The organism is Caballeronia eucalypticola, assembly GCF_047608185.1.
Lineage (GTDB): Bacteria > Pseudomonadota > Gammaproteobacteria > Burkholderiales > Burkholderiaceae > Caballeronia.
Window position 1 is genome coordinate 377,830 of sequence record NZ_JBLKRU010000001.1, and the last position, 21,899, is coordinate 399,728.

At 61.9% G+C, this 21,899-nt stretch carries 20 protein-coding genes; 15 read left to right on the plus strand and 5 right to left on the minus strand.

Annotated features, from left to right (window positions below; translation table 11 throughout):
* Positions 1 to 5 precede the first annotated feature (5 nt).
* Both ACMX25_RS01805 and ACMX25_RS01810 read left to right on the plus strand, forming a co-directional pair.
* Positions 6 to 428, plus strand: a complete 423-nt coding sequence (locus ACMX25_RS01805; protein ID WP_414947837.1) for a hypothetical protein — start codon at positions 6 to 8, stop codon at positions 426 to 428.
* A complete protein-coding gene (locus tag ACMX25_RS01810; protein ID WP_414947838.1) occupies positions 425 to 676 on the plus strand; it encodes a hypothetical protein in 252 nt (83 codons plus the stop codon). The genes ACMX25_RS01805 and ACMX25_RS01810 overlap by 4 nt, the downstream gene beginning before the upstream one ends.
* 1,113 nt (positions 677 to 1,789) lie before the next feature.
* On the opposite strand, the gene flhA is transcribed toward ACMX25_RS01810, so the two are convergent.
* From flhA to flgA, 5 genes are all read right to left on the minus strand, one after another.
* A complete protein-coding gene (gene flhA / locus ACMX25_RS01815) occupies positions 1,790 to 3,889 on the minus strand; it encodes a flagellar biosynthesis protein FlhA (protein ID WP_414947839.1) in 2,100 nt (699 codons plus the stop codon).
* Complete coding sequence (flhB, locus tag ACMX25_RS01820) at positions 3,886 to 5,115, minus strand: flagellar biosynthesis protein FlhB (protein ID WP_414947840.1); 1,230 nt, start codon at positions 5,113 to 5,115, stop codon at positions 3,886 to 3,888. The genes flhA and flhB overlap by 4 nt, the downstream gene beginning before the upstream one ends.
* A 247-nt stretch (positions 5,116 to 5,362) precedes the next feature.
* On the minus strand, positions 5,363 to 5,806 hold the full coding sequence (locus ACMX25_RS01825) for a flagella synthesis protein FlgN (RefSeq protein ID WP_414947841.1): 444 nt from the start codon (positions 5,804 to 5,806) through the stop codon (positions 5,363 to 5,365).
* A 159-nt stretch (positions 5,807 to 5,965) separates the two neighbouring features.
* Positions 5,966 to 6,307, minus strand: coding sequence for a flagellar biosynthesis anti-sigma factor FlgM (flgM, locus tag ACMX25_RS01830; protein ID WP_414947842.1), 342 nt, complete (start codon positions 6,305 to 6,307; stop codon positions 5,966 to 5,968).
* A 190-nt stretch (positions 6,308 to 6,497) separates the two neighbouring features.
* Positions 6,498 to 8,003 (minus strand): flagellar basal body P-ring formation chaperone FlgA, encoded by a 1,506-nt coding sequence (flgA, locus tag ACMX25_RS01835; protein WP_414947843.1) that lies wholly within the window; start codon positions 8,001 to 8,003, stop codon positions 6,498 to 6,500.
* 264 nt (positions 8,004 to 8,267) lie between these two features.
* Here flgA and flgB point away from each other — a divergent pair, with 264 nt between their 5' ends.
* The 13 genes from flgB (at position 8,268) to ACMX25_RS01900 (ending at position 21,890) form a co-directional block, all read left to right on the plus strand.
* On the plus strand, positions 8,268 to 8,759 hold the full coding sequence (gene flgB, locus ACMX25_RS01840) for a flagellar basal body rod protein FlgB (RefSeq protein WP_414947944.1): 492 nt from the start codon (positions 8,268 to 8,270) through the stop codon (positions 8,757 to 8,759).
* 16 nt (positions 8,760 to 8,775) lie between these two features.
* Entirely contained in the window at positions 8,776 to 9,201 is a 426-nt protein-coding gene (flgC, locus tag ACMX25_RS01845; protein WP_087646941.1) for a flagellar basal body rod protein FlgC, read from the plus strand.
* 10 nt (positions 9,202 to 9,211) lie between these two features.
* Positions 9,212 to 9,937, plus strand: coding sequence for a flagellar hook assembly protein FlgD (locus ACMX25_RS01850; protein WP_414947844.1), 726 nt, complete (start codon positions 9,212 to 9,214; stop codon positions 9,935 to 9,937).
* Positions 9,938 to 9,979: 42 nt separating this feature from the next.
* Complete coding sequence (flgE, locus tag ACMX25_RS01855) at positions 9,980 to 11,239, plus strand: flagellar hook protein FlgE (RefSeq protein WP_414947845.1); 1,260 nt, start codon at positions 9,980 to 9,982, stop codon at positions 11,237 to 11,239.
* Positions 11,240 to 11,274: 35 nt separating this feature from the next.
* Positions 11,275 to 12,030 (plus strand): flagellar basal-body rod protein FlgF, encoded by a 756-nt coding sequence (gene flgF / locus ACMX25_RS01860; RefSeq protein ID WP_414947846.1) that lies wholly within the window; start codon positions 11,275 to 11,277, stop codon positions 12,028 to 12,030.
* A gap of 23 nt (positions 12,031 to 12,053) precedes the next feature.
* A complete protein-coding gene (flgG, locus tag ACMX25_RS01865; protein WP_414947847.1) occupies positions 12,054 to 12,842 on the plus strand; it encodes a flagellar basal-body rod protein FlgG in 789 nt (262 codons plus the stop codon).
* A 64-nt stretch (positions 12,843 to 12,906) separates the two neighbouring features.
* Positions 12,907 to 13,599 (plus strand): flagellar basal body L-ring protein FlgH, encoded by a 693-nt coding sequence (locus ACMX25_RS01870; protein ID WP_414947848.1) that lies wholly within the window; start codon positions 12,907 to 12,909, stop codon positions 13,597 to 13,599.
* Positions 13,600 to 13,601: 2 nt separating this feature from the next.
* The gene (locus tag ACMX25_RS01875; RefSeq protein ID WP_414947849.1) at positions 13,602 to 14,729 is read left to right on the plus strand and encodes a flagellar basal body P-ring protein FlgI; all 1,128 of its coding nucleotides are present in this window, start codon (positions 13,602 to 13,604) and stop codon (positions 14,727 to 14,729) included.
* Positions 14,730 to 14,786: 57 nt separating this feature from the next.
* On the plus strand, positions 14,787 to 15,782 hold the full coding sequence (flgJ, locus tag ACMX25_RS01880; RefSeq protein ID WP_414947945.1) for a flagellar assembly peptidoglycan hydrolase FlgJ: 996 nt from the start codon (positions 14,787 to 14,789) through the stop codon (positions 15,780 to 15,782).
* A 459-nt stretch (positions 15,783 to 16,241) separates the two neighbouring features.
* Entirely contained in the window at positions 16,242 to 16,991 is a 750-nt protein-coding gene (locus tag ACMX25_RS01885; protein WP_414947946.1) for a flagellar brake protein, read from the plus strand.
* Between the two features lie 326 nt (positions 16,992 to 17,317).
* Entirely contained in the window at positions 17,318 to 19,270 is a 1,953-nt protein-coding gene (flgK, locus tag ACMX25_RS01890) for a flagellar hook-associated protein FlgK (RefSeq protein ID WP_414947850.1), read from the plus strand.
* 10 nt (positions 19,271 to 19,280) lie between these two features.
* Positions 19,281 to 20,558 (plus strand): flagellar hook-associated protein FlgL, encoded by a 1,278-nt coding sequence (flgL, locus tag ACMX25_RS01895; protein ID WP_414947851.1) that lies wholly within the window; start codon positions 19,281 to 19,283, stop codon positions 20,556 to 20,558.
* A gap of 216 nt (positions 20,559 to 20,774) precedes the next feature.
* Positions 20,775 to 21,890, plus strand: a complete 1,116-nt coding sequence (locus tag ACMX25_RS01900; protein ID WP_414947852.1) for a Fic family protein — start codon at positions 20,775 to 20,777, stop codon at positions 21,888 to 21,890.
* Positions 21,891 to 21,899: the final 9 nt, after the last annotated feature.

A 21,899-nucleotide genomic window follows, 5' to 3' on the forward strand; every position in this document is an offset into this window, starting at 1 on the left:
CTGAAATGAGCATAAGAACCAAGGTCTTCAAGAACATGTATCAGGACTCTGTTTCCCTGATGCAGATATCCGCGCACATCTCGATGCTTGACGGCATCGAGCAGGCCTCCGTGGTGATGGGAACGAGCACCAACCTGGCGCAATTGCGTGACGCCGCGCTGGACGACGGTTGTAAAGCCGGTCCGAACGACCTCGTGATCGCGGTGCGCGGGGAGATTGCTGCATGCGACGGCGCGCTCGTCATTGCGGAGGAGCGTTTGAACAGCAAGCCGGAAGAGTCGAGTGGCGACGGTGTACGCCCGCCGCCGCTTGGTAGCCTCGGGATGGCGGTGGAACAGCAGGCGGCATCGAATCTCGCCTTGATCTCGATCCCGGCGATTACGCCGCCGCCGAAGCAATCAAGGCGCTGCGGTTGGGGCTGTCGGTGATGCTTTTCAGCGACAACGTCAGCCTCGCCCACGAGCGCGCAATCAAGACGCTCGCACGCGAAAAAAACCTGCTGGTGAAGGTGCTGACGTTCGTTGCGTGGATCTTCGGATCGCTGGTCGGGTTCATGACGGTGAAGGGTGTGTTTTCCTTCACGAGCATTCCGTCGCTCGATTCGATAATCGTCGCGTGTGCTTGTTATGCGATTTTTAGTCGGGTTACCAGGTTGCGAGGGGTTGCACGGCTTTGAGGGCGTTCGCACTTGGTCTGGTGTTTGGTGCCGGGTTGCGCGGGTTCTAGCGTTAGCGATCGGGTGCAGTGCCGGGTTGCCAGGTTCTAGCGTTAGCGGTCTGAGTCATTGCCGGGTTGCTGCTTTCCAGGTCTTCGCGGGTTTTATGTTGGCTGATTTCTTTATCACGCCACTGCGCGTGGCGGCACGTCATTTCTTGGTCCTTAGCGAAAAAGAAACGAAGCAAAGAAAACGCTTTCACCGCTCTACCCTAAGTGTCCACAGCGTGCAGTTTTGATTCATGGGTGCCCCAAAAGCACGGTGCTCGCCAGAGCTTAGGATGTGTGAACCCCTCCTTCTCGCGAATCCTGACAGTAAAACGCTTCGCCCCGTACGCTCTCGGGCAAGCACTAGCGACTGAACCTGCCCAAGGAACACCCCGCGCTATCCGCGGAAAACCAATCACTGAATTTGTACGCATGACGAACCAAAATGCCAACACACCTCTAAACAAGCACACCAAAACGCGTGAGGCCGTACCCAAGAATTCCATGCAACCGACCAATCAACTCACCAAAAATTGAAGCATTAGTGCGCATCAGGCTGGGATTGGCGAAGCTGGCCACGCTTCTGCAGCGCAGACCACTCAACCAAGCTACAAAGAGACGGAGCCGCAAAAACGCGTAAGGCCGTGCAGGTCCGTGGGGCAAGGGTGCTTGCCCGAGAGCGTACGGGGCGAAGCGTTTTACTGTCAGGATTCGCGAGAAGGAGGGGTTCACACATCCTAAGCTCTGGCGAGCACCGTGCTTTTGGGGCACCCGTGAATGAAAACTGCACGCTGTGGACACTTTGGGTAGAGCGGTGAAAGCGTTTTCTTTGCTTCGTTTCTTTGTCGCTAACCGCTAAGGACCAAGAAATGACGCGCCGCCACGCGCAGTGGCTAATAGTGATAAAGAAAACATCGAACACTAAACCCGCAAAAACCTGGAAAGCAGCAACCCGGCGATGACTCCGACCGCTAACGCCAGAACCCGTGCAACCCGGCAATGAACCAGACCGCTAACCCCAGAACCTGGCAACCTGGCATTGACCCCAACCCATACCCGTCCACGCCCAAACCCCGAGCGCCAGCGATCACCCCTGCCCAATCAAATTCATCACCTTGATATTCCGTGTATCCGGAACCTCTGCATACGACAATACCTTCAACTGCGGCAAACTCCTCCGCAGGAACCTCGCAAGCATCGCCCGCAACGAATGTTGCACCAAAAGCACCGGTGGCAATCCCATGTTCTGCTGACGCAAAATCGCGTTCTGGGTTGAGTTCAACAGCGTCTGCGCCAAGCCCGGCTCCAGCCCTGGATTCGCACCCGTCTGCAACGCCTGCGACAACACCCGCTCCAGATTCGGGTCCAATCCCATCACCTGCAACTCGCCACTGCCCGGATACCACTGTTGCGTAATCGCGCGGCCCAACGCAAGACGCACCGCCGCAGTCAGGTCGTATGCATCCGATATCTTCGGCGCGTGTTCCTGCAATGCGTCCAAAATCGTGCGCATATCGCGGATAGGAACGCCTTCGTCCAGCAAGTTCTGCAACACCTTCTGCAAGCTCGTCAACGCCAACGTCTTCGGCACCAGATCGTCCGTCAACGAAGGCGTGTCCTTGCCAACGCGCTCCAGCAACGCCTGCACTTCCTGACGACCCAGCAATTCGGCCGCGTGCGTCACGACCAGATGGTTAAGGTGAGTCGCCACGACGGTGCTGGCATCGACCACGGTGTAGCCGTAGACCTGCGCCTGTTCGCGCAGGTTTGTATCGATCCACACAGCTGGCAAACCAAACGCCGGATCCTGCGTCGGGTTCCCCGGCAACGTCGCCGAGACTTGCCCCGGATTGATCGCAAGCCATTGGCCCGGGAACGCTTCGCCAACACCCACTTCCACGCCCTTCAACGCAATCCGATAACCATTCGGACGCAACTCCAGGTTGTCGCGGATATGGATCACCGGCGGCAGGAAGCCGATTTCCTGCGCAAACTTCTTGCGAATTCCCTTGATCCGCTTCAACAACTCGCCGTCCGCATTCCGGTCGACCAGCGGTATCAGCCGATACCCCACCTCGAGCCCAAGCGGATCGATCATCGCAACATCGTCCCAGCTCGCTTCCGTGTTTTCCATCGGCGCAGCGGCGGCAGGCACAACGTCGGTTACCAGCGATGCTTTCTTTTTCGCCAAAATGCGCTGGTTCATGGAACGCGCGGCGTAGATCAAACCGCCGCCCAGCAGCAGGAACGCGAAGTGCGGCATCCCCGGAATCAACCCCATGATCCCGATGATCACGCCCGTAATCATCAACACGCGCGGGTTGTTGAAAAGCTGCCCCGTCAACTGCGTGCCAATGTCTTCTTCAGTCGCCACGCGCGACACGATCACGCCCGCTGCCGTCGAAATGATCAGCGACGGGATCTGCGCGACGAGGCCATCGCCGATGGTCAGCAACGTGTAGTTCGTGGCCGCGTGCGCGAAGTCCATGTCGTGCTGGAGCATCCCGACAATCAAGCCGCCCACGATGTTGATGATCATGATCATCAAGCCCGCGATGGCATCGCCGCGAACGAACTTGCTGGCGCCATCCATGGAGCCGTAGAACTCGGCTTCCTGCGCTACTTGCAAGCGGCGCTTGCGCGCCTGGTCTTCGTTGATGAGGCCGGCGTTCAAGTCGGCATCGATAGCCATCTGCTTGCCCGGCATCGCGTCGAGCGTGAAGCGCGCGCCCACTTCGGCAATCCGCCCCGCGCCCTTGGTAATCACCATAAAGTTGATGATCATCAGGATTACGAACACCACGATACCGACCGCGAAATTCCCGCCCACAAGGAAGTGGCCGAAGGATTCGATCACCTGGCCGGCGGCATCGGGGCCGGTATGGCCTTCGAGCAAAACGATCCGCGTGGACGCTACGTTCAGCGACAAGCGCAGCAGCGTGGAGAACAGCAGCACGCTCGGGAACGCGGCGAAGTCGAGCGGCTTCTGCGTGTACATGCTGACGAGCAACACCATCACGGAGAGCGCGATGTTGAACGTGAACAGCAAGTCGAGCAAAAAGGCCGGCAGCGGCAAGATCATCATGCCGAGGATCATGCAGATCAGCACCGGGCCGGCTAAGGCCCGCAAATTCTGCGATCCCAATGCGTCAGGGCGCTTCGAGAAAAATCCGGCGCGCGCGTTCATGCTTTGCTTCCTTTCATCGAGTCATTTCCATCATTGGCGGCAGAGTCGGGAGCCAAGGCTTCAGCGGCTTCCTGATCGGCTTCTGATTCGGGGACGCTGCCTTTATCGAGTTCGGGAGGAACGTCGAGGTTCTCGGGTTCGTCCGGCCGGCTGCCGCCGTCTTTCTTGAACTTGCGCAACTGGTACACCCACGCCAGCACCTGCGCGACGGCGCCGTACAGCGCGCCCGGAATCTCGCGGTCGATCTCGACGTTGTGATACAGCGCCCGTGCAAGCGGCGGCGCTTCGAGCAGCGGTACGTTATGTTCGAGCGCCAGTTCGCGGATACGCGCGGCCACGAGGTTCACGCCCTTCGCGACGACCCTCGGCGCGCGCATTTCGCCATCGGCATATTTCAGCGCGACGGCGAAGTGGGTCGGGTTAGTGACGATCACGTCGGCGGTAGGGACGGAAGTCATCATCCGGCGGCGGGCAGCGGCACGTTGCTGCGCACGAATGCGCGCCTTCACCGCCGGATCACCATCGCTTTCACGATGCTCGCGCTTAACCTCCTCCTTGCTCATGCGCAGCTTCTTGGCGTGCGAAAAGAGCTGGTACGGGACATCGACCGCAGCGACGAGGAACAGCCCCGCTATCGCCGTGCCGCAGCAGACCACGAGCAAGTGCATGGCGTCGGCGAGCGCGAGGCTCAGCGGTTTCGTGACGAGGCCCAGCACCTGGTCCTTGCGGGTCCACATCGCCCAACCGGCCAGTCCGCCGACCACCAGGGTCTTCAGGATCGACATGCCGAGCGCGATCGGCCCTTGTATCGAGAAGATCTTGCCGAGCCCGCTGATAGGATTCAGGCGGCTGAATTTCGGCGACAAGACCTGGGTGCTGAGCAGCCAGCCGCCGAGCGCCAAGGGCGAGCCGGCCGCAGCGAGGGCCGTCAGCGCGAGCACCGGCCATAAGGCCATGAAACCTTCCTTGCCGGCAGCGGACGCGCCAATCAGCATCTGGTTGGTATCGAGGACAGTGTTGTGATTGAACGTGAACGCGCCGCGCAAGATGGCCTGCATATGCAGGCTGACGGGACCGGAGAATCCCCAGATGCCGACAAATCCCGCAGCAAGCAACGCGAACGACGTCAGCTCCCGCGAGCGCGCGACCTGGCCTTCCTCCCGCGCCTTTTCGAGGCGCTTGGGAGTGGCTGATTCGGTCTTTTCGACGTCACTCTCTTCTGCCACTTCGCTGTGCTCCAGTCCTGCCGGGCTTCCGTGAAAGCCTGACGCATTGATCCAGTGGAGCGATTATTGCGAAAAGCAGCGAGCGGCCATCGCGTGATCAGGGCGGAGAAACGGGGGTAATTCGGGCGATGGAAGGGGCTCGGAGCTTAGACGGCCACGTGAAATGAAAAACGCGCCGGTCCCGAAATGGGACACAGCGCGCAGCGAAGCGTTTTGAATCGGCCGGCCTTTGAACGCAGAACCGGTTTTACACCCCGTAGATCCCCGGCACACGCCCATCGGGACCATAGAACGCCGACTTCGGCGGCGCCATGGTCAATGCGGCAAGCGCGTTACGGTTGTATTCCATGCGTGAGCGGATCAGCACGCCAATGCTGTTATTGCCGCGCCTCGCGCGTCCCGCCGCGGCGAGCAATTCCTGCCAGCGCGAGGCCAGCGCCTCGTCGCCGGTAACGGCTTTTTCCATGCCGATAAAACCCTTCGGCAGTCCAAGCGCGTCAAGTTGCTCGTCGCGCTGGCGTTCCAGTGCGGCAAGCTGCTCGGTCAACGCAGTTTTTTGTTCGATGATCGAAGGCAGCGTTTCAAGCGGCGAGGCCGCAATCAGCGCTTTCTCTTCGTGGACCAGCAGCGACTCGAACGCCTGAACGGCAGCGGTTTCGTCAATAACAGTGGCAAGCAGGGCGTCTTTCATGGGCGACTCGCTAAAAACTCCGGCCCGCATTCATAGCGGTGCCAAGGTCAAAAAAAGCCGCCCGGCGCTGCATCGTGGAATCGATGCGTTTATCTGAAGCCTATCGTCCTGTGCCACGGGCTCGCTCTGCGCGTCGCCTGCAACACATAGCCGCTATGCTCAGCCACCGGCCGGCGGGGTATTCGTTCGAATCAGTTCACGTGCGCTGCTCAGCATGCCGTCGGCGATCTTGCCCGAATCGACCTTGTAGCTGCCGTCGTTCAGCGCGGCCTTGATCGACGCGACTTTCGCCGTATCGATATCTGCCGACGAACCCGACGTGCGCAAATCCGTCGACAGCGCCGACAAGCTCACGGTCGAATTCGAACTTCCGGCGCCGCCGGTGCTGCTGGTCGTGCCGCCCGTCGTGCTGGTCGGTTGCGCGTCGGCTTGCGCCGCACGCTGTTGTGCAGCTTCTTGCAATGCTGCGATCTGGCTGGTGTTGCTGGAATCGATTTTCACGATGGTCTTCCCTGACGATGTGATCCTTTTATCGGCGGACCGATGTAAAAACTTTAACCCTCCCGCCGCTCAGACCCCACGCCAGTTACCTCGATCTCCCGCTCAGCCTTGCTGGATAAGCTTGGCAAGGAATTGCAACAAATTGAAACAAGTGAGGGATAACCCACATAGGGGGTTCCCGACCCCTTTCTCAAAGCTGGATTTCCACGGTCGAGCCGTCCTTCACGACGCCGGAAATGATCTGTCCCCCGGCCGTCTTGACGCGGACTTGCTGCCCGGGCGCGGCGTTATTCATGGCGCTGCCTTCTGCCGATATCGAAAAGCCAGCGCCGTTTGTTACCACGTGCACGCTCTGTCCGATCACTACGGCGCCGGCGCCTCGCAGCATGTCCGTACGCAGCGGCAGCCCCGCCGCGAGCCGCGACAACGTCACCGCTCCAACGGCTTGTGACGGGTCCGTGACAATGGCTTGCGGCATCGACGTGAGATCGCCGTCGCGGGGAATCAGGTCGGCGGCCGTGAGCACTTCGCCCGGCGCAACCGCGCGGGCGGCAAGGTAATACGTGGCCATCACCGAGACGCGTGCTTGCAGATAGAGCGTCCAGGGCCGGTCGCCGGAACAACGCACGCCGACGGTGGTGCGGCCCCAGAGACGCGAACCCGCCGGCAGGAACGGCTCAAGCGTCGAGCACGCCGCGAGGCCGCGCGGGAAAACGGGTGTCACGGTGATATCGGCCTTGCCGGGCAAACCTGCCGCCTGCTGCGTCAGGAAGACGAGCGCGGCGGCACGCACCGCGTCGCCATCCTGCGTGGCCTGGTTCGGCGCACCGGCCATGGCGGGTGCGGGCTGGAGCGGGGCGCGGATGGGCGCCGGGGCGCGCATCGAAACGGGCATCATGCCGGCGACCGGCGCGGCGGGTGCAGCCGCGATGGGCCTTGCCTGGAAGCCTCGCGAGGCAACGCGCGGAATGGTTTGGGCCGATGCGCTGCCGTCCGTCGCGACGACCACGGGCATCACGTCACGTGACGATGTCGTGACGCGAGGAAGGGTATCGACGGCGGTTTTTCCAGCGTTACTAATAGAAGTAGCCGCTTTCGGCTCGCCGTTACCGGGGATCTCGATCATTCCGGCGGCATTGGGCGCATCGGAGGAATTGTTCGATGCAGCCGCCGTCCGGCTTGGCGTCATCGCCAGCCTGGGCGCTGCGGCCATGGGCTTCGCCGCCGTCTTCGCCTCCCCCGGCCCTGGAATCACAATCAGGCCGCTGGTATCGGCGGCAGAGGAGGATGCGTCGGCGGCATCGGCGTGGGCATCGAGTGCCAGCGCGGCCGCGCGCATGGCGGCATCGGCTGCATGAGCCGCCGCGGCGTAACCCGCAGGACGCGACGTGCGCGCCGGCTGAGCTTGGCTCGTGCTGCCGTCCACGGACATGCCGGCGTCTTTCGCCATCGACACGACATCCGCGGGATTGGTTTCGCCGGGACCGGCAATCATGATCGTGCCGCTGCCGCCGCCCGCATCCTGCGCGCGCGCGGTCGTCACGCCGGCCGTCAGCAGAGCCAATGCAAGCACGCAAAGCGCAACCGGACCGCGCAGCGCAACACCGCTAGCCAGACGCGCGCGGGCTTTCACCAGGCCGTTCGCGGCCAGGCGATGAACCGCCGGCTTGCAAGCAGGCGCAGTGAAGCTGTGCATTGTGCTTCTCCCAGATAAATCCCAAACAGATCCAGCGAATCCGGCCAACCGCCAACGTGAAACCCATCAACGATCGACCCACGAGACGAATTCTAGGTTTCGCCGGCTAAAGGCAAGCGTCGAATAGAGGCCGCCTTTCCCTGTTATTCGTCTGATTGCATCTTGCGTCTCGCTCCTAAGATTCGTCTCATGCAAAAGTCTTCGATGGCCGACGGCAATCCCGGCGCCATCGATCACGAGACATCGAAGGTGAAGGAGGACCGCATGCTTGACAAGCTCGACCAGGAATTTGCGTTTGGCCGCGAAGCGCTGGATGTGCGCGCCTACCGGCAGGAACTGTTGTCGTCGAATATTGCGAACGCCGATACCCCGGGCTACAAGGCGCGCGACGTCGATTTCGCAAGCGCCCTCGCAGGCGCGCTGAAAAAGACCGGCGCGCCGGCGAACACCACGGCGTCAGCCACCGCGCCGCTGCGGATGGCGCAACCGGTGAGCGTGTCGACCGGCGCGGCGCTCGCGACGACATCGGCGGGACATATGTCCGGCACCACGACACTCACCGCCAGCGGCGGCAGCCCCGACGACTACGGCAAGCTGGCTTACCGGATTCCGAGCCAGCCGGCGCTTGACGGCAATACCGTCGACATGGATTCAGAGCGCGTCCAGTTCGCCGACAACGCGCTGCATTTCGAGGCCGGCATGACCGTGGTGTCGTCGCAGATCAAGACGATGCTCTCGGCGATCACGTCGAACTAAATAACGAGGAGAAGCAATGCCCTCTCTGATGAACATCTTCAACGTTGCCGGTTCGGCGATGTCCGCGCAGGCGCAGCGCCTGAACGTGACCGCCTCGAACCTGGCGAACGCGGACAGCACGACCGGCCCGGACGGCCAGCCGTACAAGGCGAAGCAAGTGGTATTCGCCGTCGATCCGCTCGGCGGCGCGCGCACGGCGTCCGGTCAGCAAGTGGGCGGCGTGCAGGTGACGGGCGTGATCGACGACCCCACGCCGATGAAAACCAGCTACGACCCGACCAATCCCGCAGCGAACCCGGACGGCTACGTGACCTTGCCGAACGTCGATCCGGTGCAGGAAATGGTCAACATGATTTCGGCGTCCCGTTCGTATCAGGCGAACGTGGAAACGCTCAATACCGCCAAGCAGCTGATGCTTAAGACCCTGACGATCGGAACCTGAGGACAACCCCGTGACAACCAATACTTCGATCGGCAACAACGGCGCGACGATGTCGCAGACGCTGCTGAACACCATGAACGGCACATCGAGCAGTTCGTCTGCCAGTTCGAGCTCCAGCGCGACCGGCACGCAATCGCCGGCCGACTTGCAGAACACCTTCCTGACGCTGCTCGTCACGCAGCTTCAGAACCAGGACCCGACCAACCCGACCGACAGCTCGCAGATGACTTCGCAACTCGCGCAGATCAGCACGGTGTCGGGTATCGGCCAGTTGAACACGTCGCTCAGCTCGCTTGCCACGCAATTGTCGGCGGGACAGGGCGCGCAGGCCGCGTCGCTGATCGGCGGAACCGTGCTCGCCCCGGGCAACACCATGACCGTGAGCGGCGGCAAGGCCAGCACCTTCGGCGTGCAGTCTGCCAACGCGCTCAGCGACATGACGGTGAGCATCACGAACAGCGCCGGCCAGGTTGTCCAGACGATCGACCTCGGCGCGCAGCCCGCAGGCGTGGTGCCCATCTCGGGCTGGACGCCGACCGACTCGAAGGGCGTGACGCTGCCCGACGGCACGTACACGCTTTCGGCAGGCGGCACGGTCAACGGTACGGCTGCAACGGCGACCGCGCTGTCCGCATCGGTCGTGCAAAGCGTGGTGCAGCAGCCCGACGGCACGGCAGGCGTGATGCTGTCGACCGGCAAGACGGTGCCGCTGACCAGCATTGCGTCGATTCTCTAAGCCCTTATTCATTAGCTCAATCTTCTAGAAGCGGAGACCGTCATGGGTTACCAACAAGGTTTATCTGGTTTGTCCGGCGCGTCGAACGACCTCGATGTGATCGGCAACAACATTGCCAACGCGAACACCGTCGGCTTCAAGCAAGGCCAGGCGCAATTCGCCGATATGTACGCGAATTCGGTGGCCACCGCCGTGAACAACCAGATCGGCATTGGCTCGCAGATGTCGGAAGTGCAGCAGCAGTTCGGCCAGGGCACGATCACCACGACCAGCCAGGCGCTGGACGTCGCAATCAATGGCAATGGCTTCTTCCAGATGTCAGCGAACGGTGCGAACGTGTACTCGCGCAACGGCGTGTTCAACCTGGCGGCCAACGGCACGATCGTCAACGCAGCCGGCCAGACGTTGATGGGTTATGCAGCCAATGCGCAGGGCGTGATCAACACGTCGTCGACCGTACCGCTCGTCGTGCCGAACTCGAACTTGCCGCCGGCCGCGACCAAGAACGTGAGTTTTCAGTTCAACCTGAACTCGCAGGCTACGGTCCCGACCCAAACGCCGTTCGATCCGACCAACGCGAACACCTATAGCGCCACCAGCCAGATCAACGTCAACGACTCGCTCGGCGGCACGCATGCGGTCAACGTGTTTTTCGTCAAGCAATCGACGGGATCGTGGGAAGCGTATGCGACGACCGGCGCCGGCAACACCCCGGTCACGGGAACGTCGACTGGCGTAGCTGGCGACCTGGGCAAGGTTTCGTTCGACCAGTCGGGCAACCTGATACCGACCCCGCCCGCCACCGCGATCACGCCGTTCTCGTTTTCGATTCCGGATGGCGCGTCCAATAGCGCCACCGCGGTGCAAACCATGTCGATGTCATTTGCCGGCACGACCCAATACGGCGCGACGACCGGCCTCGTGAACAGCACCCAGGACGGCTATACATCGAGCGAACTGGCGGGCTTTTCGGTCGGGCCCGACGGCACGCTGACCGGCACGTACACCAACGGCAAGACGCAAGCGCTCGGCCAGATCGCGCTCGCCACGTTCGCTAACCAGAACGGCTTGCAAGACCTGGGCGGCAACAACTATCAGCAGACCGCGGCATCGGGTCTGGCGCAAGTGTCGGTGCCGGGTTCGACCAATCACGGCTCGCTGCAAGGCGGCGCGGTGGAAAACTCGAACGTCGACCTGACCAGTTCGCTGGTTGACCTGATCACGGCGCAGCGCAATTACCAGGCGAACGCGCAGACGATCAAGACGCAGCAAACCGTCGACCAGACGCTCATCAACCTGTAAGAGCCGCAGCCAAGCCGCGCACGAGAGAGTCATAAATGGACCGTCTGATCTATACCGCGATGAGCGGCGCCGCACAGGCGCTCGAGCAGCAGAGCGTCACGGCGAACAACCTCGCCAATGCGTCGACGACGGGCTTTCGTGCGCAGCTTTCCGCGTTTCGCCAGGTGCCGATGAACTTCGAGAACGGTGCGTCCGGCGACGCGACCACGCGCACTTTCGTGCTGTCGTCCACGCCGACCGCCGATTACACGCCGGGTCCGATCCAGCAGACCGGCAATCCGCTCGATGTCGCCGTCCAGGGTCCGGGCTGGCTTTCCGTGCAGACGGAAGATGGCGGTGAGGCGTACACGCGTGCAGGCAACCTTCACGTGGATGCCAACGGCCAGCTGGTCACGGCAAACAACCTGCCGGTGCTCGGCAATGCCGGCCCGATGTCGATTCCGCCGGGCGCGGAAGTCACCATCGGCAAGGACGGAACGGTGACTGCGCTGATGCCGGGCGACCCGCCGACATCGATTGCGACGGTAGACCAGTTGAAGCTGGTCAATCCCGAAGCAGGGGCGTTGACGCGCGGTGACGACGGCCTGTTTCGCACCGCCGATAACCAGCCCGCCGACGCTGATCCGACGGTGACGGTCGCGCCCGCGTCGCTGGAAGGCAGCAACGTGAATGCGGTGTCCGCGATGGTCGACATGATCACCAACGCCCGCCAGTTCCAGATGCAGACCAAGTTGCTCGATTCGGCCAACTCGAACGATCAGTCGGCTAACAAACTGCTCGACTTCAGTTAATCCGCAGTATCAGGATAAAAAACATGAACCGCTCTCTCTACATCGCCGCAACCGGCATGAACGCCCAGCAGTCGCAGATGGACGTGATTTCGAACAATCTCGCCAACGTCAGCACGAACGGCTTCAAGGGCTCGCGCGCGGTGTTCGAGGACTTGCTGTATCAAACCGTCCGCCAGCCGGGCGCGAATTCAACGCAGCAGACCGAACTGGCGTCGGGCAGCCAGATTGGTACCGGCGTGCAACAGGTCGCTACCGAGCGCCTCTACACGCAGGGCAACCTGTCGCAGACCGGCAACTCGAAGGACGTCGCCATCAACGGCAACGGCTTCTTCCAGGTGACGATGCCCGACGGCACGACCGCCTACACCCGCGACGGTTCGTTCCAGACCAACGCGCAAGGCCAGCTCGTTACATCGAGCGGTTATCAGGTCAGCCCGGCCATCACGATCCCGACGACCGCAACCGGTATCACCATCGGCTCGGACGGCACGGTCACGGTCACGCAGCAGGGCAGTTCGGCTAACACAACGGTTGGCCAGCTGCAGCTTGCGACCTTCGTCAATCCGGCCGGCCTCGACGCGCGCGGTGAAAACCTGTTCGCCGAAACGGCTTCGTCCGGCAATGCGAACGTCGTGACCCCGGGTTTGAACGGAGCGGGGCAGTTGCAGCAGGGGTATGTGGAAGCATCGAACGTGAACGTGGTCCAGGAACTGGTCAACATGATCCAGACCCAGCGCGCCTATGAAATCAACAGCAAGGCCGTGACCACGTCGGACCAGATGCTGCAGACGCTGAGCCAGATGCAGGTTTAAGCCGGGGCAACCCGCGCCTACCGCATCAATTGCATCAGCAGCGTCATTCCGAAGGACCACGAAGATGTCATCACAACTTTCACGCTTATCACGCATCCGCAGCGCATCGGTGCTGGCGCTCGTCGCGTTGGCGGCCTGCGCGCTCGTGCCCAAAGAGCCGATCACGCAGCAGCCGATGACGGCGCGCCCGCCGGCGCCGCCGCTGAATTCGGCATCGCCTGGCGCGATCTACAACGCGGGATACGCGGGACGGCCGCTGTTCGAAGACCAGCGTCCGCGCAATACCGGCGACATCATTACTATCGTGATTGCGGAAAACGTGAATGCGACGAAGTCATCGGCGGCGAATGCGGCGCGTAACGCCAGCGAGGCGTTCGCCGTGCCCGTCACGCCGGGTCTCTTTGGCGGGCTGTTCCACAACACCAACCTGAGCGCCAGCGGTTCAAACGGCTTCAACGGCGCAGGCGGCGCGAGCGCGGCCAATACCTTTAACGGCACGCTGACGGTCACCGTCACCGACGTGCTGCCCAACGGCAACCTGGTCGTAAGCGGCGAGAAGCAGATGCTGATCAACCAGGGCAACGAATTCGTGCGCTTCTCCGGCGTCGTCAATCCGACGACCATCTCCGGCACCAACACTGTGTTTTCGACTCAGGTGGCAGACGCGAAGATTGAATATTCGGCGAAGGGTTATATCGATGAATCGCAGCAGATGGGCTGGCTCCAGCGCTTCTTCCTCAACGTGGCGCCCTTCTGACCATGAAACTCTTTCTTCGCTCCGTTTCCATTGCGCTGGCCTTGATTGCCGCCGTCGCCGCACTTCCGCAGACCGCGCAGGCGGAGCGCCTCAAGGACCTGGTTTCGTTCCAGGGCGTACGTGATAACCCGTTGATCGGCTACGGCCTCGTGGTCGGCCTCGACGGCACCGGTGACCAGACGACCCAGACGCCGTTCACCACGCAAAGCCTGGTGAACATGCTCGGCAACCTCGGCATCACGCTGAACGCCGCGACCACGCAGAACATGCAGTTGAAGAACGTCGCCGCCGTGATGGTGACGGCTGTCTTGCCGCCGTTCTCGCGGCCGGGCGAAGCGATCGATGTAACGGTGTCATCGCTTGGCAATGCGAAGAGCTTGCGCGGCGGTACGTTATTGATGGCGCCGCTCAAAGGCGCCGACGGCCAGGTCTACGCGATGGCGCAGGGCAATCTCGCGGTCGGCGGTGCGGGCGCCAGTGCGAACGGCAGCAAGGTCCAGGTCAACCAGCTTGCAGTCGGCCGCATTCCGGGCGGCGCGCTGGTCGAACGCGCGGTGCCCGCAGCGGTGACGCAAGCCGGCGGCGTGATGACCATGGAGCTGAACACACTCGACTTCGACACCACGCAGAAGATCGTGGCGGCAGTGAACAACGATTTCGGCATGGGCACGGCCATCGCGCTCGACGGCCGCACGATCCAGTTGCGCGCGCCGGCCGATCCGTCGCAAACGGTGTCGTTCATGGCGCAGCTTGAGAATATCGATGTCAGGCCGGCGCAGGCCGCAGCCAAGGTGATCGTGAATGCGCGCACGGGTTCTATCGTGATGAACCAGATGGTCACGCTGCAGAACTGCGCGGTCGCGCATGGCAATTTGTCGGTGGTGATCAACACGACGACCGCCGTGAGCCAGCCGGGCGCGTTCTCCAACGGACAAACCGTGGCGGCGAAGCAGTCGAGCATCCAGTTGAAGCAGGACACGGGCGCGCTCAAGCAAGTGGCGGCAAGCGCGACGCTCGCGGACGTGGTCAAGGCGTTGAATGCCCTCGGGGCGACGCCGGCGGATCTGATCTCGATTTTGCAATCGATGAAAGCGGCGGGTGCGTTGCGCGCCGATCTCGAAATTATTTAAAGGCGACAGGTCATGAACGCGAACGGGACCGGTACGGCAAGCAACGCGCTCGCATCGATGAACACCTCCGACACGGGCAGCGGCCTGGGTTCGTTGTCGAACCGTTTTGCGCTCGACGTGCAGGGCTTCGACGCCATGCGCGCGCAGGCGAACGCGAATCCGCAGCAGGGTTTGAAGGCGGCGGCCAAGCAGTTTGACTCCGTTTTCACGCAGATGATGTTGAAGAGCATGCGCGACGCCACGCCGTCGGACAGCCCTTTCGATTCGAACGACAGCAAGACCTTCACGTCGATGCTCGACCAGCAGCTTTCGCAGAACATGGGCGCAAAGGGCATTGGCGTAGCCGACATGATGCTCAAGCAACTGATGCGCAACGCCGGTGGTGGGTCGTCCAGTGCGGGCGCGGGCGGGCAGATGGATGGCGTGGGCGCGAGCGGCGACAGCAGCGCGAACGCCGGCAACATGGCCGCCATGAACGCGATGGCAAAGGCGTATGCGAACGCGGCGGGGTCATCGACGGCGGCATCGAAGGCATCGCTTAGTGGCAATGGTTATAGCGCCGACAGCGCGCTGACGCCGCCCGCACGCGGCGTGGGCACGGACAAGGTGGCGGCTTTTGTCGACCGGCTTGCCGCGCCGGCGCAGGCCGCGAGCTCGGCGACCGGGATTCCGGCGCGATTTATCATCGGCCAGGCGGCGCTGGAGTCCGGCTGGGGCAAGCGCGAGATCAAGAATACCGACGGCAGCTCGAGCCACAACGTGTTCGGCATCAAGGCGACCAGCGACTGGAGCGGCAAGACGACGAACGCGGTGACCACGGAATACGTGAACGGCAAACCGCAGAAAGTGGTGGAGAAATTCCGCTCCTACGACTCGTACGAAGACGCACTCACCGATTACGCCAGCGTGCTCAAGAGCAATCCGCGCTACGCGCCGGTCGTGGAAGCCTCGCGCGATGCCGCCGGTTTTGCGCACGGAATGCAGAAAGCGGGCTACGCAACGGACCCGCAATACGCTAAAAAGCTGATTTCGATCATGCGGCACATTGCGTGATCGAGTGCAATCTGAGCGTGATCCGCGCGTGACCCCGGTGTGAACCGGGCGCGACGCGTGTGCGGACTGGCGCACCTTTTGCGTCATCTAGTTAGCTAGACCAAACATATTACGAGTAAGGTATCAAAAGCGACGGGGCCAATGTCGCAATAAAAACACGATGCAGGCTGACGGCGAGGATCGGGCGCATGGTGCGTCCGAAGGCAGCCGGCCCGGGCCGCAAGGCATCGAAATGGAGAGAACGTGCTGGTTCGTTTCGATTTGCGCGCTTTGCGAACGTTTTCGGCCGCCGGATACGGGATCAGGAAAGTTTTTTTTACAGCCAACCCTAAATATTCAATCCCGGTTGCCGCTAAATGAAACATCGAAGTGCCGGATCCACAGGGTCCGGTTGGACGCTCAAACAGTCCCGGAAAACGGGACGCGAGCGAGCAAACGAACACGGCAAGCTCCATGAACATGAATCCGCCAAACGGTTCCGGCATTGCAGACGACGAATCCGATGCTCACGATTTCGGCCGGCGTAATCCGCTGGAAATCGGCGTCTCGCTACGCAACCTCGTTAATCGAGCCGACTTCCTGACCGTCGATCACGGCACGGGGCAGATCGTCACGCGCCTGCTCGACGTGAATACGGCAGCGCATACCTTTATCTTCGATTGGGGTGGCATCCCCGAGCAGAACCAGGCCATGCTGCGCTCGGAAAACCTGATGTTCCACGCGAGCCCCGACGGCGTGCGCGTCGAATTCGCCACCGGCACGCCGCGTGAAATCGTTTTCGAAGGGCATCCGGCGTTCGAAGCGGAATTTCCGCCGGTGCTGTTCTACATGCAGCGGCGCGAGTATTTCCGCGTGGAAGCGCCCGTGCTGGATCCGTACATCTGCAGCGGCGAACTGCCGAATGGCGAGCGTTTTCGCTTTGAAGTGAACGACCTGTCGCTGGGTGGCGTGGCGCTGCGCACCATGGACGAGCGGGTTGCGTCGATGGAAGTCGGCCTGATCCTGCGTTCCGTGGAACTGCACTTCAGCAACCCGGGCAAGGTCGTGCTCGACTTGCAACTGATGTCGAACCGGCAGACAGTGAATTCACGCGGCGATCTGCGCTATACGCTGGGCTTCAAGTTCATGAGCCTGCCGGGCTCAGCCGAAAACACGCTGCAACGCCTGATTACGCAACTCGAGATGAAACGCCGGTCGCTGGCGCGCTAAATCGATGCGGCGGCGAGCCCCTGTGCTCGCCGCGCCTCACTTCTTTCCCCGCAACGCCGCTTCCATCCACGCCGCTTCCATTCGTCGAACTGGCGCCCAATCTCCCCGCTGCTTCACCAATTGCCTCACTCTGCCGCGGTGAATAATCCGTCATGGGGCAGTGTGCGTGCGGATTTCATCGGAGAGGGAACTGCACTGCGCCCAAAAATCACGCGTGCCCCGATTCAGCACGCCGGAATTCAACTTTTTCTGCAATCGGCCGATATACACCAGTTGCCGTCAGCCAGCGGCGGCCCGGGTTTTGGGCCTTTACCAGGATTCCTTGCATGTCCCTATTCGATATCGGCGTCAGTGGTCTTAATGCAGCCCAATGGGGTTTGACGACCACCGGACAGAACATCAGCAACGCCGCGACCCCGGGCTATACCCAGGAGACGCCGGTGTACCAGGAGGCGTCGGGGCAATACACGACGTCGGGTTACCTGGGCTCAGGCGTCCAGACCGCGACTGTCGCGCGTTCATACAGTTCTTTCCTGACCACGCAGCTCAATAACGCGCAGTCCAACAGCAGTTCGCTGAACACCTATTACTCGATGTTGTCGCAGCTGAACAACCTCGTGGGCGATCCGACCACGGGTATTGGCGCGGGCATGACGGGCTATTTCACGAGCTTGCAATCGGTCGCGAACAGCCCCGCTACAACGTCGACGCGGCAATCGCTCATGAGCAGCGGGCAAACGCTCGTCAACCAGATGAACGCCGCGGCCGCGAACTACAACCAGCTTCGCTCCGGCGTCAACCAGTCGCTCACCAGCGCGGTCACGCAGATCAACAGCTACACCAGCCAGATCGCCACGCTGAACGGCCAGATTGCCTCAGCGAGCGCGCAGGGCCAGCCGCCGAACCAGTTACTCGATGCACGGGACCAGGCGGTTGCGAGCCTGAGCCAGTTGACGAACGTGCAGGTCACCACCGTCAACGGCGCGTACAACGTGTCGATCGGCACGGGCCAGCCGCTGGTGAACGGAACGACGGCGTATCAGTTGGCGGCGGTGACATCGACGTCGAACCCGAGCGAGTTGTCGATCGCGTATGCATCGCCAGACGGCTCGCCGCAGACGCCCGCGCAAACGCAATATCTGCCTGACTCCACATTCGGCGGCGGGACGGTAGGCGGATTGCTTGCATTCCGCAGCCAGTCGCTCGATCCCGCGCAGGCTCAGCTTGGTTCGCTCGCCACCAGTTTCGCCGCGCAACTGAACCAGCAAAACGCGCTGGGCGTGGACCTGAACGGCAACCCCGGCACCGCGCTGTTCTCGACCGGCAGCCCGACCATTTATGCGAATTCGCGCAATACGGGCACGGCTCAACTGAGCGTATCGATTGCGGATCCGACCCAGCCGCCCAGCAGCAATTACACGTTGTCCCTCAACGGCTCGACCTACACGCTCACCGACAGCCAGAGCGGCGCGTCGCTTGGCACGCTCACGGCCGATCCGGTGACGGGCGCGGTCAACGGCACGATTGCGGGCATGAATATCTCGTTGACGAGCGGCATGAAGTCCGGCGATTCGTTCACCATCCAGCCGACGAGCGGCGCACTTTCCGCGTTCTCGATGGTCACCACGAACCCGACTGCGATTGCGGCGGCGTCACCGGCGGTGGCATCGGCGGGAGCGAGCAACGCCGGCACCGCAAACATCTCGGCTGCGACGGTCACCGCGGGTTATTCGCTCGCGTCCACCGGCATGACGCTGACGTACAACGCGACCGCCAAGCAATTGACGTCGAATCAACCCGTCACGCTGCCAAGCGGCACCGTCGTGCCGGCAAACACTCCGTTCGCCTACGACCCATCACAGGGCTTGACCGTATCGAATGGAACGGGTGTCAGCGCGACGATCACCGGCACGCCTGCGAACGGCGACAGCTTCACGATTGCGGCGAACAAGGGCGGCAGCAGCGACGGCAGCAACGCGCTTGCGCTGGCGAACCTCGGCAAGACGAAGTCGTTGAACGGCGGCACGGACTCGTTGACGAGCGCGTATGCGAACTACGTCAACCAGATCGGCAACGAGACCAACAATCTGCAGAGTTCCAGTACGTCGGCGACGGCAGTGCTGACGCAAGCGACGACGGCGCAGCAGTCGGTATCGGGCGTGAACCTGAATGAAGAGGCCGCCAACCTGATTCAGTACCAGCAGTTGTACCAGGCCAACAGCAAGGTCATCCAGACCGCTTCCACGCTGTTCTCGACGCTGCTCGGCATCTTCAACTGAGGCTTTCACGATGCGCATCTCCAGCTCCCAGTACTTCACGATGAATGTCCAGACGATGGACAATCAGCAGGCGTCGCTTGCCAACATGTACGCGCAGATTTCATCGGGCAAGGCCTTGCAGACCGCGGCGGACAATCCGCTCGGCGCCGCGCAAGCCGTGGCGCTGACCGCGCAGGCCGCCACGCTCGCACAATATTCGACCAACCAGTCGTCCGCGCTGACCTCGCTGCAGCAGGAAGACTCCACGCTCACCAGCGTGACGAACGTGATGCAGAGCATCCAGGCGCTGGTCGTGAACGCCGGCAACGGCACGCTCAACGACACCGACCGCAGCTCGCTTGCGACCCAGCTCCAGGGTTATCGCAGCACGCTGATGACGCTTGCCAATACCACCGACGCCAACGGCAACTACATCTTTGCCGGGTTCCAGGGCGGCTCGCAGCCCTTCACCGACAACGCTTCGGGTATTGGCGCAACCTACGCGGGCGGCCCCGGTCAGCGGCAGGTGCAGATTTCCGACACCCGCACGATCAACGTAGCCGATCCGGGTTCGGCGATTTTCCAAAGCGTTTCATCGAACGAAAGCACGCCGGTTTCGGCGGGATCGTCGGGCAACACGGGTTCTGGCACGATCGGTCCGGTCAGCGTGAGCAACAGCAGCGATCCTGCCAACTCGTCGACCTATACCATCACGTTCGGGACCACGACCACCGGCACGCCGCCCACGACCACGACGGTCAGTTCGTACTCGGTCTCAGCGCTTGACCCTGCGACGGGCACGTCCACCACCGTCACGCCGCCGACGCCTTATACGGCTGGCGACAACATCACGCTGGGTTCGCAGACCGTCGCTATTTCCGGCGCGCCGGCATCGGGCGATACCTTTACCGTGGCGCCGGCAAACACTGGCCACACCAGCGATACCGACATCTTCACGTCGCTCGATACGTTGGTGAGCGCACTGAAACAGCCAGCCGATTCGGCGGCGGCCCAGGCGACGTTGCAAAACGCGCTGACCACGGCAGGCACGAAAATCAACAACACGGCCAACAACATACTGACGGCACAGACGGCGGTGGGCGGCCGCGAGCAGGAAGTCACGACGACGCAGAACGCCATGCAGACAACGTCGACGCAAACCGCCAACAATCTGGCGGACCTGGTCAGCGTCAACCTGCCGAGTGCAATCAGCCAGTACGAGATGACGCAGAACTCGCTGCAGGCCGCGCAACAAGCGTTTGCGCAGATCCAGAAAATGTCGTTGTTCAACTATTTGGGTAGCAGCTAAGCGCCGGAGGCGTGTAGGGAAGAATTGATGTGGGTTGTAGGATGTGTTTTGGGCCGCCGGTTTGAAGGGCGGCCCTTTTTATTGGGCGGAGTAAGCATGACGGAACAGCCTGAAACCCGTTCGGCATAACGCATGCGGCGAATAGCGGGCCTATTCTCCGCATTTTATGCGGAGAATAAATCACCGTTTGCGGTGAATACATCTCATAATCACCGCATGAAACGCGGAGAATCGACTTTTATCTGGGAAGATCCTGACTGGCCGGCTTGGCGCTACGATCTGTCGGTGATCGCAGAGCCGCTGGCCGCCGTTAGTCGCGCCCAGGGTTTGCTGCTCGGCCGGCTTGCCGATGTCGGTTTGTCGCTGCGCAATCAGGCAAGTCTGGCCGCGCTCACCGAAGACGTGATCAAGACCAGCGAGATCGAAGGTGAACGGCTGAATGTGGACTCGGTTCGATCGTCTATCGCGCGCCGGCTCGGGGTGGACATTGGCGCGCTTGCACCGGTCGACCGGCATGTGGAAGGCGTGGTTGAAATGGTGCTTGACGCCACCGCTCGCTGCGACGCTCCGCTTACGCAGGAGCGTTTGTTTGCGTGGCACGCGGCTTTGTTTCCGACCGGCTTCAGCGGGTTATCGCGGATCCAGATAGGCGCATGGCGCAACGACCAAAACGGCGCCATGCAGGTGGTCTCCGGTCCTGTTGGCCGCCAGCGGGTTCATTTCGAAGCGCCTCCTGCCGATCGCCTCAACGCCGAGACAACGCGTTTTCTCGACTGGCTCAATCACGACGCTGACGTGGCTTCGGTGATCAAGGCCGGGCTGGCGCATTTGTGGTTCGTCACGCTGTATCCTTTCGACGATGGCAATGGCCGTATCGCCCGGGCCATCTGCGACTTGCTGCTCGCCCGCGCCGACGGCAGTCCGCAGCGCTTCTACAGTTTGTCGGCGCAGATCCGGTCGGAGCGCCGCGCTTATTACGACATCCTTGAGCAAACCCAACGCGGATTGCTCGATGTGACCACGTGGCTGACCTGGTTCCTGCACACGCTGCATCGCGCAGTGGACAACGCCCAGCACACCGTGGACGCGGTGCTGGCCAAGACGCGTTTCTGGCAGCGCTGGGCCACCGTGTCGTTTAACGAGCGGCAAATCAAGCTGCTGAACCGGTTGCTCGACGGTTTCGACGGCAAGCTGACCAGCAGCAAGTGGGCGGCCATCGCGAAGTATTCGGCGGATACCGCGTTACGCGATCTCGGCGAACTGGTGACATTAGGGGTGCTGCGCAGATCAGCGTCGGGCGGGCGCAGCACGGCGTACGAACTGACGGAATGACTTCCCGCC